Below are 14756 nucleotides of genomic sequence, written 5' to 3'. Positions count from 1 at the left end.
TCATAGATGCCAAAACTATTAGCTTGTATTTAATACAATAATCATTGTCGTGTTTTTTGATTTAGTAAAGAAATGTACCGATTAAAAATCGAACAAAGTAAAGTAACGACCTTTAATGCTCCATATTTATGATTGGCTTGTTGAATAAGGAGCGGCGTATTACGTCCAGCACTGCGATAAAGCTATCGACTCTGGAACAAATAAGTATATAGAGGTAATAACCAACCATCTTCGTTGCGCTCAAACATACATCCAGAAACGCAAAAGCCCCAGCAGATGCTGGGGCTTTATAAAAGTCTAATTTAGTTAAAAACTAAAATTAAGCTTTCTTAGGACGTTCAATCACGTCAACTAGCGTCCAAGACTTTTTCTTAGAAATTGGCGCACATTCGCGAATAGTCACGACGTAACCTGTGAGTAGCTGTGTTGTTTTCATCGTGTGCGTGCAACTTAGTTGTACGCTTGATGCTTTCTTTCTATAAAGAGTACCGTAGATCGGGTGGTTAACCTGACGCTCGATAGAAACAACGGTTGACTTGTCCATTTTGTCGCTAACTACGATAGCGGCTTATAAAAGCCATCCAGAAACGCAAAAGCCCCAGCTAATGCCGAGGCTTTATAAAAGTCTAATTTAGTTAAAAACTAAAATTAAGCTTTCTTAGGACGTTCAATCACGTCAACTAGCGTCCAAGATTTTTTCTTAGAGATTGGTGCACATTCGCGAATAGTTACGACGTCACCTGTGAGTAGCTGTGTTGTTTTCATCGTGTGCGTGCAACTTAATTGTACGCTTGATGCTTTCTTTCTATAAAGAGTACCGTAGATCGGGTGGTTAACCTGACGCTCGATAGAAACAACGATTGACTTGTCCATTTTGTCGCTAACTACGATAGCGGCTTATAAAAGCTATCCAGAAACGCAAAAGCCCCAGCTAATGCAGGGGCTTTATAAAAGTCTAATCTAGTTAAAAACTAAAATTAAGCTTTCTTAGGACGTTCAATCACGTCAACTAGCGTCCAAGATTTTTTCTTAGAGATTGGTGCACATTCGCGAATAGTTACGACGTCACCTGTGAGTAGCTGTGTTGTTTTCATCGTGTGCGTGCAACTTAATTGTACGCTTGATGCTTTCTTTCTATAAAGAGTACCGTAGATCGGGTGTTTAACCTGACGCTCGATAGAAACAACGATTGACTTGTCCATTTTGTCGCTAACTACGATAGCGGCTTATAAAAGCTATCCAGAAACGCAAAAGCCCCAGCTAATGCCGGGGCTTTATAAAAGTCTAATTTAGTTAAAAACTAAAATTAAGCTTTCTTAGGACGTTCAATCACGTCAACTAGCGTCCAAGATTTTTTCTTAGAGATTGGTGCACATTCGCGAATAGTTACGACGTCACCTGCTAGTGCTGTGTTGTTTTCATCGTGTGCGTGCAACTTAGTTGTACGCTTGATGAACTTACCGTAGATCGGGTGTTTAACCTGACGCTCGATAGCAACAACGATTGACTTGTCCATTTTGTCGCTAATTACACGACCTTGTACAGTACGGATCTTATCGCTCATTATGCACCTGCCTTCTGGTTAATAACCGTTTTCACACGCGCAATATTGCGACGTACTTTCTTAAGCTCGTGAGTTTGAGCTAGCTGACCAGTGCTCGCTTGCATGCGCAGGTTGAACTGCTCACGAAGAAGCTCTAGAAGTTCAGCATTTAGCTCTTCTACGCTTTTGTCTTTAAGTTCGCTAGCTTTCATTACATTACCGTCCGAGTTACAAATGTTGTTTTGAAAGGTAATTTACGAGCAGCTAGGTCGAATGCTTCACGAGCAAGCTCTTCTGAAACACCTTCCATCTCGTAAAGTACTTTACCAGGCTGAATTTCAGCAACCCAGTATTCAACAGAACCTTTACCTTTACCCATACGAACTTCAAGCGGTTTCTCTGTAATTGGCTTATCTGGGAATACACGGATCCAGATTTTACCTTGACGCTTGACGTGACGTGTCATAGCACGACGAGCTGCTTCGATTTGACGAGCAGTCATACGGCCACGGCCAGTCGCTTTCAAGCCGAAAGAACCGAAGCTAACTTTGTTACCGCTGGTAGCCAGACCACGGTTGCGGCCTTTGTGTACCTTACGGAATTTTGTACGTTTTGGCTGTAACATTAGTCGCTACCTCTTACTTAGCACTTTTTTTAGCTTTCTTCGGCGCACGTTTAGCTGGCTTCTCTTGCTCTTGAACTAGTGGAAGACCACCAATTACTTCGCCTTTGAAGATCCAAACCTTAACACCGATGATACCGTAAGTGGTCAAAGCTTCTGAAGTTGCGTAGTCGATATCAGCACGTAGAGTGTGTAGAGGTACACGACCTTCACGGTACCACTCAGAACGTGCGATTTCAGCACCGCCTAGACGGCCGCTTACTTCAACTTTGATACCCTTAGCACCTAGGCGCATTGCGTTTTGTACTGCGCGCTTCATAGCACGACGGAACATAACACGACGCTCTAGCTGAGAAGAGATACCGTCAGCAACTAACTGTGCATCTAGCTCTGGCTTACGTACTTCTGCGATGTTGATTTGCGCAGGTACACCAGCAAGCTTAGTTACAGCTTGGCGAAGCTTTTCAACATCTTCACCTTTTTTACCGATAACAACACCAGGACGAGCTGTGTGAATTGTTACACGGATTGATTTAGCTGGACGCTCGATAACGATCTTAGCTACAGAAGCACTTTTCAATTCCTTAGTAAGGTATTGACGTACTTTGTGATCGCCAAAAAGCTGTTCAGAGAAATCTTTTGTATTCGCGTACCAAGTAGATACCCAAGGCTTTGAGATACCTAGGCGAATACCAGTAGGATGAACTTTTTGTCCCATTACTTATATCTCCTAGCTATCCGATACCACAACAGTGATGTGGCTTGTACGCTTAAGGATACGGTCTGCGCGTCCTTTAGCACGTGGCATAATACGTTTCATTGTAGGACCTTCGTCTACAAATACTTTAGCCACTTTAAGCTCATCAATGTCAGCACCTTCGTTGTGCTCCGCGTTCGCGATAGCAGACTCAAGTACTTTCTTAACTAATACAGCCGCTTTCTTTGGGCTGTACGCCAGGATTTCTAGCGCGCGATCAACCGGAAGTCCACGGATTTGATCTGCCACTAGACGTGCTTTCTGCGCCGAACCAGAGGCGAATTTGTGTTTAGCTAATGCTTCCATCATACCCTCCGATTAACGCTTCTTAGCTTTCTTATCCGCAGCGTGACCGCGGTAAGTACGTGTAGGTGCAAATTCACCCAGTTTGTGACCGATCATTTCGTCTGTGATGAACACAGGAACGTGCTGACGACCATTATGGACAGCGATGGTCAATCCGATCATGTTAGGTATGATCATTGAACGACGGCTCCAAGTTTTAATTGGCTTCTTGTCACCGCTTTCCAACGCTTTCTCTACCTTCTTCAGCAAGTGTAGGTCAATAAATGGACCTTTCTTGAGAGAACGTGGCATGGCAATTCCTCAACTATTATTTAGTACGACGACGTACGATAAACTTATCAGTACGCTTGTTCTTACGAGTCTTGTAACCTTTAGTAGGTACGCCCCATGGAGATACAGGGTGACGACCACCAGAAGTACGACCTTCACCACCACCGTGTGGGTGGTCAATCGGGTTCATGGCAACACCACGAACTGTAGGACGGATACCACGCCAACGATTTGCACCAGCTTTACCTAGTGAACGTAGCATGTGTTCTGCGTTACCTACTTCGCCAAGAGTCGCACGACAATCAGACTCAACCTTACGAACTTCGCCAGAGCGAAGACGTAGTGTTACGTATTGACCTTCACGAGCAAGGATCTGTACGTAAGCACCAGCAGAACGTGCAATTTGTGCACCTTTGCCAGGTTTAAGTTCAACGTTGTGTACAGTAGAACCTACAGGGATATTACGCATAGGTAGTGTGTTACCAACCTTGATTGGTGCATCAACACCAGATTGGATTGCATCACCTGCTTTAAGACCCTTAGGTGCAATAATGTAACGACGCTCACCGTCTGCATATAATACAAGAGCGATGTTTGCGCTACGGTTTGGATCGTACTCTAGACGCTCAACTTTAGCTGGAATGCCATCTTTTGTGCGTGTAAAGTCGATTACACGGTAGTGTTGCTTATGACCACCACCGATGTGACGAACCGTGATACGACCGTTGTTGTTACGACCACCTGATTTAGAGTTTTTCTCTAATAGCGGAGCGTAAGGCTTACCCTTGTGTAGATCAGGGTTAACCACTTTAACGACGTGACGACGACCCGCAGAAGTTGGTTTACACTTTTGAAGTGCCATAATTCTAACTCCCCTTATTACTCGGCGCCGCCGACAAAGTCTAGCTCGCTACCTTCTTTAAGAGTAACGTATGCTTTTTTCCAATCGCTACGACGGCCAAAACGCATACCAGTACGCTTTGTCTTACCCTTAACATTTAGAGTGCGAACACCAGTTACTTCTACTTCGAAAAGCTTTTCTACAGCTGCTTTAACTTCAGCTTTAGTTGCATCTTTAGCTACTTTGAAAACGATAGTGTTGTTTTCTTCAGCAGATACAGTGCTCTTCTCAGAGATGTGTGGAGCAAGGATTACTTTTAAAAGACGTTCTTCACGGATCATGCTAGCGCCTCCTCAAGTTGCTTAACAGCAGCAGCAGTAATCAGAACCTTATCGAAAGCGATTAGGCTTACTGGGTCGATGCCAGCTACGTCACGCGTGTCAACCTTGTACAGGTTACGTGCAGAAAGGAATAGATTCTCATCTACTTCTTCAGTCACGATTAGTACGTCTTTAAGCTCAAGTTCTTTAAGCTTAGCTACTAGTTCTTTAGTCTTTGGTGCTTCTAGACCAAAGTTTTCAACAACTACTAGACGATCTTGACGAACAAGCTCAGAAAGAATGCTCTTGATCGCACCGCGATACATTTTACGGTTAACTTTTTGGCTGTGATCTTGCGGCTTAGCTGCAAAGCTCACACCACCGCTGCGCCAGATTGGGCTGCGGATTGTACCAGCACGTGCACGGCCAGTACCTTTTTGGCGGAATGGTTTCTTACCACCACCGCGTACTTCAGAACGTGTCAATTGAGCACGAGTACCTTGGCGAGCACCTGCTGCATAAGCAACAACTACTTGGTGTACCAATGCTTCGTTAAACTCACGTCCAAAAGTAGCTTCGGAAACTTCAAGCGCGCCAGCGCCTTTAATTGCTAATTCCATCACTAAATCTCCAGGACTTATGCTTTAACAGCTGGTTTAACGATAACGTCACCGCCGATAGCGCCAGGTACTGCACCTTTAACTAAAAGCAAGTTACGCTCTGCGTCAACACGTACTAGTTCAAGGTTCTGTGTCGTTGAACGAACATTACCCATTTGACCGGCCATTTTCTTACCTTTGAAAACTTTACCAGGAGACTGGTTTTGACCGATTGAACCAGGAGCACGGTGAGATAGAGAGTTACCGTGAGTTGCGTCTTGCATGCTGAAGTTCCAGCGCTTAACACCACCTTGGAAACCTTTACCTTTTGAAGTACCAGTAACGTCTACTTTTTTCACTTCAGTGAAAAGTTCAACAGTTAGCTCTGAACCTACTTCAAATTCACCTTCACCGCCGTTAAGACGGAATTCCCACAGGCCGCGACCCGCTTCAACGCCAGCTTTAGCGAAGTGACCCGCTGCTGGTTTGTTTACACGGCTTGCTTTTTTCTCGCCTGCAGTAACTTGAAGCGCGTTATAACCGTCAGTTGCGTCAGATTTGATCTGCGTAACACGGTTAGGAGTCGCTTCGATAACTGTCACAGGGATAGATACACCATCTTCAGTGAAGATACGTGTCATACCCACTTTACGACCGACTAGACCTAATGCCATTTTCCTAAAACCTCTCTAATCTTCCGATTAACCCAGGCTGATTTGAACATCAACACCAGCAGCAAGGTCTAGGCGCATTAGAGCGTCTACAGTCTTGTCAGTTGGTTCTACGATGTCGATCAGACGTTTGTGGGTGCGGATTTCATACTGATCACGCGCGTCTTTGTTTACGTGCGGAGAGATCAATACTGTGAAACGTTCTTTGCGCGTAGGTAGTGGGATTGGACCACGAACCTGTGCACCAGTGCGCTTCGCTGTTTCCACGATTTCCGCCGTTGATTGGTCAATCAAACGGTGGTCAAAAGCTTTTAGGCGAATACGAATGCGTTGATTTGACATTCTTAAACCTCAAAATAAAAAGAGCATTTAAAAAGAGCATAAAAAAACGACCGAGACTAACTCAATAATTCCTGAGAAGTCGGTTGTTAATTTATTTCTACCGTTGAACTCACAATTGGAGTTCCTGTTCATAGGGCCTGAAATCCAGACCTTTCATTTACTTTCCTAGACACTATGGTCAAGAAAGTCTGCATATTATAGTGATATTGGTGATAAATGCAACAACTAATACAAAGTAATTTTATAGCTAGGATCCGTAGGCGCTGTCGCGCAGATACAGCGCTTTGAACATACACCATCTTTCTCCCACACAAAGCACATAGAACAAAATTCACTCTACTCAAGCGTTCGCTTCTGTTAGTCTTCCATAGTGAAATATTGCGACAAGAAAACATGGATGACGCCTTTGTAAATGGTCAGTCCAGTTAAATCTTGGTATTCTATGGCTAATGATAATTGTTCGGTATTCCCATGCAGATTTTTTCTTATTTGCTTACAACCATCGCTCGCTGTAGCAACTGGCTTTTTGTTAAAAGTAAAGTATTGCCAGAGCATCCCATCGAGGATTACGAGCTAGATCCCAGCATTCCCACATTTTATGTAGCGAGACTCGACTCGGTATCAGACATGGTCGCGCTAGACGTTATGTGTAAAAAGCTTGGTTTACCAAGACCGTCTCAAAAAGCGCGAATAGGCAACAAAGAGCTCAATCGCTTTGTTGGGATCCAGACTCCGCCAAGTGTCTTTGGTAATAGTCATAAACCAAGTGATGCGCTTGAACATAGCAAAGCGATTTTTGAAGCGCTAAAAGATGATAACAATACCGATGCGCAGGTTATTCCGGTCACCATATTGTGGGGTCGTAATCCAGGTAAAGAAAAGCCAGGTGTGGGAACCTTATTATCCAACTCATTAACACCGAGCTGGCTGCGCAAATGCTTTGTGATCTTGTTTTCTGGCCGGGATAACTTTGTTCGATTTTCCCGCCCGATTGAACTCAACCAATTGTTAAACGATAAAGCAGACGTTGAGGAGCTACCACATAAGCTACTGCGCGTTGCACGTGTGCATTTCCGTCGTCAAAAATTGGCCGCTACCGGCCCCAAACTGCCATCACGTGAGCAGCTATTTAATTCTATCTTAGCGTCGCAAAGTATTAAAAAAGCCATTGCAGACGAAGCAAAGGCAAAAGGTCTAAGTCAGGAAGAAGCGAGATTACAAGCACTGAGGTTATTAGACGAAATAGCCGCAAACTATTCAGACGCCATGGTACGTGTAGCTGACAGGGCCCTCACTTGGCTGTGGAACAAGCTTTATAATGGTATTGAAGTTAATAACTCAGACAAAGTACAAGCACTTGCGGACAAAGGACACGAGATTATTTACGTACCATGTCATCGTAGCCATATGGATTACTTACTGCTCACTTATGTGATTTACCATCAGGGTTTAGTACCACCGCATATCGCAGCTGGCGTTAATCTCAACTTTTTCCCTGCGGGCCCGATTTTCCGTCGTAGTGGCGCCTTCTTTATTCGCCGCTCCTTCTCTGGTAACAAACTCTATTCCGCGGTATTCAAGGAATATTTAAGTCAGTTATTCATCAAAGGGTATTCCGTTAAGTTTTATACCGAAGGCGGCCGCAGTCGTACCGGTCGTCTACTTCCACCAAAAACGGGGATGCTGGCAATGACACTGCAATCTATGCTTCGCGGCATTGATAGACCTATTTCCCTCGTACCCGTGTATCTCGGCTACGAACATGTTATGGAGATCAACACCTACCTCAAAGAGCTAGCTGGCAACAGTAAGAAAAATGAGTCTATCTTTGGTATTTTTAAGGCGATTAAGAACCTTAAAAACTATGGTAGAGGGTATTTAAATTTTGGCGATCCAATATCAGTCAACCAATTTTTAAATGAGCATCAACCAGATTGGCGTGATTCTATCCACCCCACCGAGACTCAAAAGCCAGCTTGGCTAAACAAGCAAGTTGCCGATCTCGCTGATGTTATCATGACTGAGATAAATAACTCTGCAGCACTGAACTCAGTGAATTTGCTTGCGACTATTTTGCTGAGTAACGAGCAATTTGCATTGCCTAAATCACAACTGCTACAACAGCTCGATTTGTATCTTGGACTACACAGACATGCACCTTATCACGACAATGCGACGGTGCCAGATTCGAGCTCTGAGGGCTTACTCGATCATGCACTTAAGCTTGATAAGTTCGATATTATTGAAGACAGTTTTGGCAGCATCATTAGTGTTAAGGAAAAAGAACGCGCTCTGCTTAATTATTACCGTAACAATATTCTGCACCTGTTTGCCGTACCAAGCTTAATCGCTCAGCAGCTCTTCAATCGCTACAGCTTGACTGTAGATGAGTGCCGTAAAGAGGTAGCGCTTTTGTATCCCTTGTTTGCAAAAGAGTGGTTCTTAACAGACCTTAAGACAGGATATATAGAGTCTATTTTTGAATACTTTGCGGCTAAGGGTCTAATCACCTTTGATGGTCACCTAGCCTCAGTTAACAAAGATGGTAGCGCATTGGCACAATTAGAAATGTTAGGTAAAGTGATCCACTTAACGCTTGAGCGCTACGCAATCACGATTAACCTAGTTAAGCGTCATCAAGGATTAAGTCGTAGCGAGCTTGAAAAAGAAAGTGCACTTCTTGCCGACCGACTAGGAACTTTACACGGTATCAAAAGCCCAGAGTTTTTTGACAAAAAAGTGCTCAGTGCGTTTGTCACTAGCCTAAAAGAGCAAGGCTTTATAGAACAAGATGAAGCCGCGGGCATTCGTGGCACAGAATCACTACATATCTTAGAGCAGTACTTAAAAGCCCTGCTACCTGCTCGAATACATCAGTCTATTCAGCATATCGTCTAATATCATAAGGCCCCAATTTAGGGGGCCTACTTTATGGTGCATAGCAAAGCTTAAGTTAGACGATTATCTACTACTTGCTTTATAACAACAGCAATAACACATAGTGCTGCCGCTATATCTACAGAGATCATTTGATGCGGCCAAACTAAAGCGATACCTAAAAGCGCTAACACCATCCTGATAGGTTTATTGAGCTTCGCCTCCGCATAGCCATATATCGCTGCTGCCAAAGCGTACATCCCCACAAGCGCGGTGAAAAAAACCTGCATGATCTCGAAATTACTCCCCCCGATAAACGGCGTATAAGCAAACAGTAAGGGAACGATGTATAGCGCTTTGGCCGTTTTCCATGCTTCTATACCTGTTGCCATCGGCGGTGTTTTGGCAATTCCCGCAGCGGTAAAAGCGACCAAACATACTGGCGGTGTTACATTGCTATCTTGCGATAACCAAAAAATAATCATATGGGCAGAAAGTAGCATCATGGCTAAATGCGTTGCATCAAATTGGCTACTGCGAATAATATCAATAGCCTCTGGCGGCAAGCTTGCCAAAATAGTAAACACTTGAGCCGCTGTAATATTTGGCTGGTTGTATATCTCACCTAGTGCTGGCGCCATCATACTCATCATCATCGTCGCAGTATCATTGAGTTGACCATTTACTATGACCTCTACCAGTGCTGACTGGCTGATCAAGCCATACAAAGCCGGTGCAGAAAGCGTTGCCAACACAATATATGATGCCGTCACAGGCAGCCCCATACCGATAATTAGCGAGGCCAATGCAATCAATACCAACAACAGTATCAAGCTTGCTCCCGCCCATTCATTTATCATTAGAGAAAAAGTAACCCCTAAGGAGCTGATCGAAATACAATTCACCAGCATGCCAATGGCAACCAATAATATTGCTGTCTTGGCGCTGTTTTCAGTTGCATTTGCAAGCGCAGCCAAAATCTTTGACCACCTCATCGGCGCAGGTGAAAACAAAGAAAACAGACACACACTGAGCGTCGCAATGCTGACTGCATAAGTTGGCGTAAAGCCATAAATCATCAATGTTACGAGCAACACGATAGGTAATAAATGATGCCAACCGGACTTCAGCTCTTGCCAAGCACTCAATTGCCCTGACTCTAATGCTGGCTGGATATTCAAACGTTTAGCTTGAATACGTACAAAGATGGCAATAGATGCAAAATAAAGCAGTGCGGGAACAAAGGCCGCCGCAATTATCGTAAGATAAGGAATTTGAGTATAGGAGGCCATCACAAATACACCTGCCCCCATAATCGGCGGGATCAGCTGACCTCCCGTCGATGCTCCCGCTTCAACTGCTGCCGCAAACTTTGCAGGAAAGCCAGCTTTCTTCATTAATGGAATGGTGATCACCCCAGTTGCCGCTGTATTCGCGATAGCTGAGCCCGATACGGAGCCCATCATGCCCGAGCTGACGACAGCAACAAGGCCTTGTCCGCCAACCATTCGACCAACAAGCGCATTGGCAAAGCGAATGATAAAATCTCCTGTTCCTGCTTGGACTAGAAATGCACCAAACAGGATAAACATAAAGACAAACGTCCAAGAAATTTTAGCAATAGGTCCAAACAAGCCGTCATCAAAGTAATTGCGAAACAAAATAGTTTCTGCGCTTAAACCAGCAAAATGAAACACGCCATCAATATACTGTCCCAAAAACAGTACATAACTCATCGCCAGTAGGATCATCATCGGGATAAACCAGCCCATACAGCGTCGGACCAACTCAAGCGCTAGGAGTACAGCGGTGGAAGATGCTATCCAGTCAGCCGTAGCAAATTCATAATTACGCGCAGCCAGCGCATCACTGTACAGAACAAGATAGCCGCAGCTCACGATTAAACCGATAAATAGCCCGATATCAATAACGCTAGAAAGCACTGCTAATTTGCCAATTCTAAGTGGCAAGGTGAGTAAGATAATGCTACCAAATAACATGAAATGGATGGCTGAAATATAATTATCCGGCCAAGTGGCGACCAAGTTAAAATAGAGGTGCAACAGACTCGTGAGTATCGCTAAATAAAAAGCGATCCGATCACGAGTTGGTGCTGCTACTGCGCTTTGCTCATTGCTACTATTACTCATTGATAGATACTATCCCATTTTACTTAGTTGACGGCGTTATTGCAGATGAGCAGGTACGGCAATACCTATTTCTTTATAATACTTCAGCGCACCGGGATGTAGCTTAGCAGGCAGTCCCATGAGTGCCTTTTCTATCGCCATGGCTTTAGTCGCTTTATGGATGGTTTGAAGAAAGACTAAATTTTCATAAATTGCCTTGGTGAGTAGATATACATCTTCCTCACTCATGTCTTTATGTGCTGCAAGAAAGTTTGGCTGCGCAATCGTTTTAATTGCGTTAGTTTGACCGGGGTAAGTGTTAGCTGGGATCTCGAAGCGTGACCATAGCTCTACCTCAGCGTTGACTTTATTTAGCTGCTCATCAGTAAAATCCAGCACAGTGATACCATTGGCATCGGCTGCATAAGCACTTGTAATAGCGCTGACAGGTACTCCTGCTGGAATATTCATTCCCGCAATCTGACCATTTTGTAGGGCGCTAGAAGAGCCCGCGTAACCTTTATGCACCAAAGTGAATTTGTCACTATCAACGCCCAGTGCAGCCATGATGTGCTTCCCAGAACCTTCCGTTCCAGAGTTACGCTTACCAATGCCAAACCCTTGTGAATATAGGTTTTTCAAATCTGAGACGTTGCCCGTTTTGGCATACTTCTTAGCAATGACAAAGTGCTCTACGTTTTGCCACAGCATAGTCACAGAACGCAAATAACCTTGTTTGCCAACGGGTGCCATTGCCCCCGTCCCCTGCGTCGCCCACGCACCGTAAAGACCCTGTAGAATAGCCAGTTCAGCTTCTTTATTACGCATGAGTTTGAGGTTATCACCAGAACCAGCAGAGGTAATTGCCGACACGCTCATACCGTGCTGCGGCGTGACTTTTAGCTTAGTTAGTGTCGCAATCGCGACGCCTACTGGGTAAAAAGTGCCACCAGATGAGGCTGTCGCCAAAATATAAGATCTGTCTTTATCTACATTAGCAAAGCTTGCAAAAGTACATAGTGACATTGTGATACTGAGCACAGTAGAAATTGTTCGAGCCGAAAGACCTAACATCTTTACACTCCCTAATTTTAGGTTTTATATGGGCTTATTGTGCACACCTTTACGCAATTAACCAAATTTTTACGTGACTGGTGGCAGGGTATCTGCGTATAGAATAGGGAGATTAAATGGTGAAAATATGGATTTTAAGCTGTCGAAAGCTAATATAAGAACATTATCGGATTGTTCGTTATAACCATCACAATGACAAAAATGAGGCTTTAATAGGAGAATAACCCTTTTCCTTTGTCGCGATATAAAATCGCTGCTACGACAAAGAGTTTATCGCGAGGTAAACTCGCTCCCACCACAAAAATTCTATCTTTAAAATCGCGATGTAAAGTCACTGCTTCGACAAAGAGTTCATCTTTTAGAGCGTAATAATAAAAAGTCTGTACTCCTTATCGGAGAATGACCCTTTTCACTGGTCGCGATATAAAATCGCAGCTACAAGGTATTATAAAAGCCTGTACGTCTTTATTGGAGAACGACCCTTTTCGCTGGTCGCGATATAAAATCGCTGCTACGAGGTATTAAAAAAGGTCGAACTCCTATTAGAGAACGACCCTTTTCATTTGTCGCGATATAAAATCACAGCGACAAGGCATTAAAAAAGGCCGCCAAAGCGACCTTTTTTATGTGTGTTACGACAATCTAAAGATTACTCTTCGATTGTTGCAACAACACCAGCACCTACTGTACGGCCACCTTCACGGATAGCGAAACGTAGACCTTCGTCCATTGCGATTGGTACGATTAGCTCAACAGTCATCTTGATGTTGTCGCCAGGCATTACCATTTCTACGCCGTCTGGTAGCTGGATGTCACCAGTTACGTCTGTTGTACGGAAGTAGAACTGTGGACGGTAACCTTTGAAGAAAGGAGTGTGACGACCACCTTCATCTTTCGAAAGTACGTATACTTCTGAAGTGAATTTTGTGTGTGGCTTGATTGAACCAGGCTTACATAGTACTTGACCACGTTCAACTTCATCACGCTTAGTACCACGTAGTAGTGCACCGATGTTCTCACCCGCACGACCTTCGTCTAGAAGCTTACGGAACATCTCAACACCCGTACAAGTTGTCTTCGTAGTTTCTTTAATACCTACGATTTCTACTTCGTCGTTCACGTTGATGATACCAGCTTCTACACGGCCTGTTACTACTGTACCACGACCCTGGATTGAGAATACGTCTTCGATAGGCATGATGAATGGCTTATCGATGTCACGCTCTGGCTCTGGGATGTAAGAATCTAGTGCTTCTGCAAGCTCAACGATCTTCGCTTCCCACTGCTCTTCGCCTTCTAGTGCTTTAAGCGCTGAACCTTGGATTAGTGGTAGGTCATCACCTGGGAAGTCGTACTCAGAAAGTAGTTCACGAACTTCCATCTCTACTAGCTCTAGTAGCTCTTCGTCGTCAACCATGTCACATTTGTTCATGAATACGATGATGTAAGGTACACCAACCTGACGAGAAAGTAGGATGTGCTCACGTGTTTGAGGCATAGGACCGTCAGTAGCAGCAACTACTAGGATCGCGCCGTCCATCTGTGCAGCACCTGTGATCATGTTTTTAACATAGTCAGCGTGTCCTGGACAGTCTACGTGTGCATAGTGACGAGTTGGTGTGTCATACTCAACGTGTGAAGTTGAGATTGTGATACCACGCTCACGCTCTTCTGGAGCGTTATCGATTGATGCGAAGTCTTTTGCTTCACCACCGTATACTTTTGCAAGTACGTTAGTGATTGCTGCAGTTAGAGTTGTTTTACCGTGGTCAACGTGGCCGATTGTACCTACGTTTACGTGCGGTTTTACGCGTTCAAACTTTTCTTTTGCCATGACGAAACCTATAAGTTTTGTGTATCTAGATTACATATAAAAATAATCCACGACGAGTGTGGATTAGAATTATTCAGTCTATTATAAATATTTTTTCGACAATTCAAAGGAAGTATTTGAGAAGATTCTTCGGAGACTGGTGCTGATAGGCAGATTTGAACTGCCGACCTCACCCTTACCAAGGGTGCGCTCTACCAACTGAGCTATATCAGCACGCCAGACGAACTGGAGCGGGCAGCGGGAATCGAACCCGCATCATCAGCTTGGAAGGCTGAGGTAATAGCCATTATACGATGCCCGCTTTAGGAACCTGTTCTTAACTACCTCTAACCGTCAAGAATAAAGTGGTGGAGGGAGCTGGATTCGAACCAGCGAAGGCTGAGCCGTCAGATTTACAGTCTGATCCCTTTGGCCGCTCGGGAACCCCTCCACGTAAAATTCTTTCCTAAAGCATCCTATACAAGATAGGGTAAAAAGATGGTGCCGACTATCCGAGTCGAACGGATGACCTACTGATTACAAGTCAGTTGCTCTACCAACTGAGCTAAGTCGGCACTGCTTTAGTACGGGG

Annotated in this window: 18 protein-coding genes and 4 tRNA genes; 1 reads left to right on the top strand and 21 read right to left on the bottom strand. The window is 44.3% G+C overall.

Annotation, left to right across the window (positions count from 1 at the left end; all coding sequences use genetic code 11):
* Positions 1–319 precede the first annotated feature (319 nt).
* The 14 genes from rpsQ (CTT31_RS01190) to rpsJ all read right to left on the bottom strand — a co-directional run bounded on the left by rpsQ (CTT31_RS01190) (position 320) and on the right by rpsJ (position 6271).
* Positions 320–562: a 30S ribosomal protein S17 gene (rpsQ, locus tag CTT31_RS01190; RefSeq protein WP_260492386.1), complete on the bottom strand. Its 243-nt coding sequence runs from the start codon at positions 560–562 to the stop codon at positions 320–322.
* An 86-nt stretch (positions 563–648) separates the two neighbouring features.
* Positions 649–891: a small ribosomal subunit protein uS17 gene (locus CTT31_RS01185; RefSeq protein ID WP_260492385.1), complete on the bottom strand. Its 243-nt coding sequence runs from the start codon at positions 889–891 to the stop codon at positions 649–651.
* An 86-nt stretch (positions 892–977) separates the two neighbouring features.
* On the bottom strand, positions 978–1220 hold the full coding sequence (locus CTT31_RS01180; RefSeq protein ID WP_260492384.1) for a small ribosomal subunit protein uS17: 243 nt from the start codon (positions 1218–1220) through the stop codon (positions 978–980).
* An 86-nt stretch (positions 1221–1306) separates the two neighbouring features.
* A complete protein-coding gene (gene rpsQ, locus CTT31_RS01175; RefSeq protein WP_010607740.1) occupies positions 1307–1564 on the bottom strand; it encodes a 30S ribosomal protein S17 in 258 nt (85 codons plus the stop codon).
* Positions 1564–1755, bottom strand: coding sequence for a 50S ribosomal protein L29 (gene rpmC / locus CTT31_RS01170; protein ID WP_010376372.1), 192 nt, complete (start codon positions 1753–1755; stop codon positions 1564–1566). Before rpmC ends, rpsQ (CTT31_RS01175) begins: the two co-directional genes overlap by 1 nt.
* Entirely contained in the window at positions 1755–2168 is a 414-nt protein-coding gene (gene rplP / locus CTT31_RS01165; protein WP_010376373.1) for a 50S ribosomal protein L16, read from the bottom strand. The genes rpmC and rplP overlap by 1 nt, the downstream gene beginning before the upstream one ends.
* A 13-nt stretch (positions 2169–2181) precedes the next feature.
* Entirely contained in the window at positions 2182–2883 is a 702-nt protein-coding gene (gene rpsC, locus CTT31_RS01160; RefSeq protein ID WP_010376374.1) for a 30S ribosomal protein S3, read from the bottom strand.
* Between the two features lie 12 nt (positions 2884–2895).
* Positions 2896–3228 (bottom strand): 50S ribosomal protein L22, encoded by a 333-nt coding sequence (rplV, locus tag CTT31_RS01155; protein ID WP_010376375.1) that lies wholly within the window; start codon positions 3226–3228, stop codon positions 2896–2898.
* A 12-nt stretch (positions 3229–3240) separates the two neighbouring features.
* Positions 3241–3519, bottom strand: coding sequence for a 30S ribosomal protein S19 (gene rpsS / locus CTT31_RS01150; RefSeq protein ID WP_010376377.1), 279 nt, complete (start codon positions 3517–3519; stop codon positions 3241–3243).
* A 16-nt stretch (positions 3520–3535) separates the two neighbouring features.
* Positions 3536–4360, bottom strand: a complete 825-nt coding sequence (gene rplB / locus CTT31_RS01145; protein ID WP_010607737.1) for a 50S ribosomal protein L2 — start codon at positions 4358–4360, stop codon at positions 3536–3538.
* A 17-nt stretch (positions 4361–4377) separates the two neighbouring features.
* Positions 4378–4680, bottom strand: coding sequence for a 50S ribosomal protein L23 (rplW, locus tag CTT31_RS01140; RefSeq protein WP_010376382.1), 303 nt, complete (start codon positions 4678–4680; stop codon positions 4378–4380).
* Positions 4677–5279 (bottom strand): 50S ribosomal protein L4, encoded by a 603-nt coding sequence (rplD, locus tag CTT31_RS01135; protein ID WP_010376385.1) that lies wholly within the window; start codon positions 5277–5279, stop codon positions 4677–4679. The genes rplW and rplD overlap by 4 nt, the downstream gene beginning before the upstream one ends.
* 17 nt (positions 5280–5296) lie before the next feature.
* The gene (gene rplC / locus CTT31_RS01130) at positions 5297–5932 is read right to left on the bottom strand and encodes a 50S ribosomal protein L3 (RefSeq protein ID WP_010376387.1); all 636 of its coding nucleotides are present in this window, start codon (positions 5930–5932) and stop codon (positions 5297–5299) included.
* A gap of 27 nt (positions 5933–5959) precedes the next feature.
* Positions 5960–6271, bottom strand: coding sequence for a 30S ribosomal protein S10 (gene rpsJ, locus CTT31_RS01125; RefSeq protein ID WP_010376390.1), 312 nt, complete (start codon positions 6269–6271; stop codon positions 5960–5962).
* 471 nt (positions 6272–6742) lie between these two features.
* Between rpsJ and plsB the strand changes: the two genes are divergently transcribed.
* The gene (plsB, locus tag CTT31_RS01120) at positions 6743–9169 is read left to right on the top strand and encodes a glycerol-3-phosphate 1-O-acyltransferase PlsB (protein ID WP_211859050.1); all 2427 of its coding nucleotides are present in this window, start codon (positions 6743–6745) and stop codon (positions 9167–9169) included.
* A 50-nt stretch (positions 9170–9219) separates the two neighbouring features.
* Here the strand turns inward: plsB and CTT31_RS01115 are convergent, their stop codons facing one another.
* From CTT31_RS01115 to CTT31_RS01085, 7 genes are all read right to left on the bottom strand, one after another.
* Positions 9220–11298 (bottom strand): TRAP transporter permease, encoded by a 2079-nt coding sequence (locus CTT31_RS01115; protein WP_211859049.1) that lies wholly within the window; start codon positions 11296–11298, stop codon positions 9220–9222.
* Positions 11299–11334: 36 nt separating this feature from the next.
* Positions 11335–12351 (bottom strand): TAXI family TRAP transporter solute-binding subunit, encoded by a 1017-nt coding sequence (locus tag CTT31_RS01110; RefSeq protein WP_260491802.1) that lies wholly within the window; start codon positions 12349–12351, stop codon positions 11335–11337.
* 649 nt (positions 12352–13000) lie between these two features.
* Positions 13001–14185: an elongation factor Tu gene (gene tuf / locus CTT31_RS01105; RefSeq protein ID WP_119230648.1), complete on the bottom strand. Its 1185-nt coding sequence runs from the start codon at positions 14183–14185 to the stop codon at positions 13001–13003.
* A gap of 137 nt (positions 14186–14322) precedes the next feature.
* Positions 14323–14398, bottom strand: a tRNA-Thr gene (locus CTT31_RS01100).
* A 13-nt stretch (positions 14399–14411) separates the two neighbouring features.
* Positions 14412–14486, bottom strand: a tRNA-Gly gene (locus tag CTT31_RS01095).
* A 44-nt stretch (positions 14487–14530) separates the two neighbouring features.
* Positions 14531–14615: transfer RNA gene (locus CTT31_RS01090), tRNA-Tyr, on the bottom strand.
* Positions 14616–14663: 48 nt separating this feature from the next.
* Positions 14664–14739: transfer RNA gene (locus CTT31_RS01085), tRNA-Thr, on the bottom strand.
* Between the last annotated feature and the right edge of the window lie 17 nt (positions 14740–14756).

Origin of the sequence: Pseudoalteromonas maricaloris, from assembly GCF_024746855.1 — a bacterium.
Lineage (GTDB): Bacteria > Pseudomonadota > Gammaproteobacteria > Enterobacterales > Alteromonadaceae > Pseudoalteromonas > Pseudoalteromonas maricaloris.
This window is presented reverse-complemented; position numbering and strand designations above follow the sequence as displayed.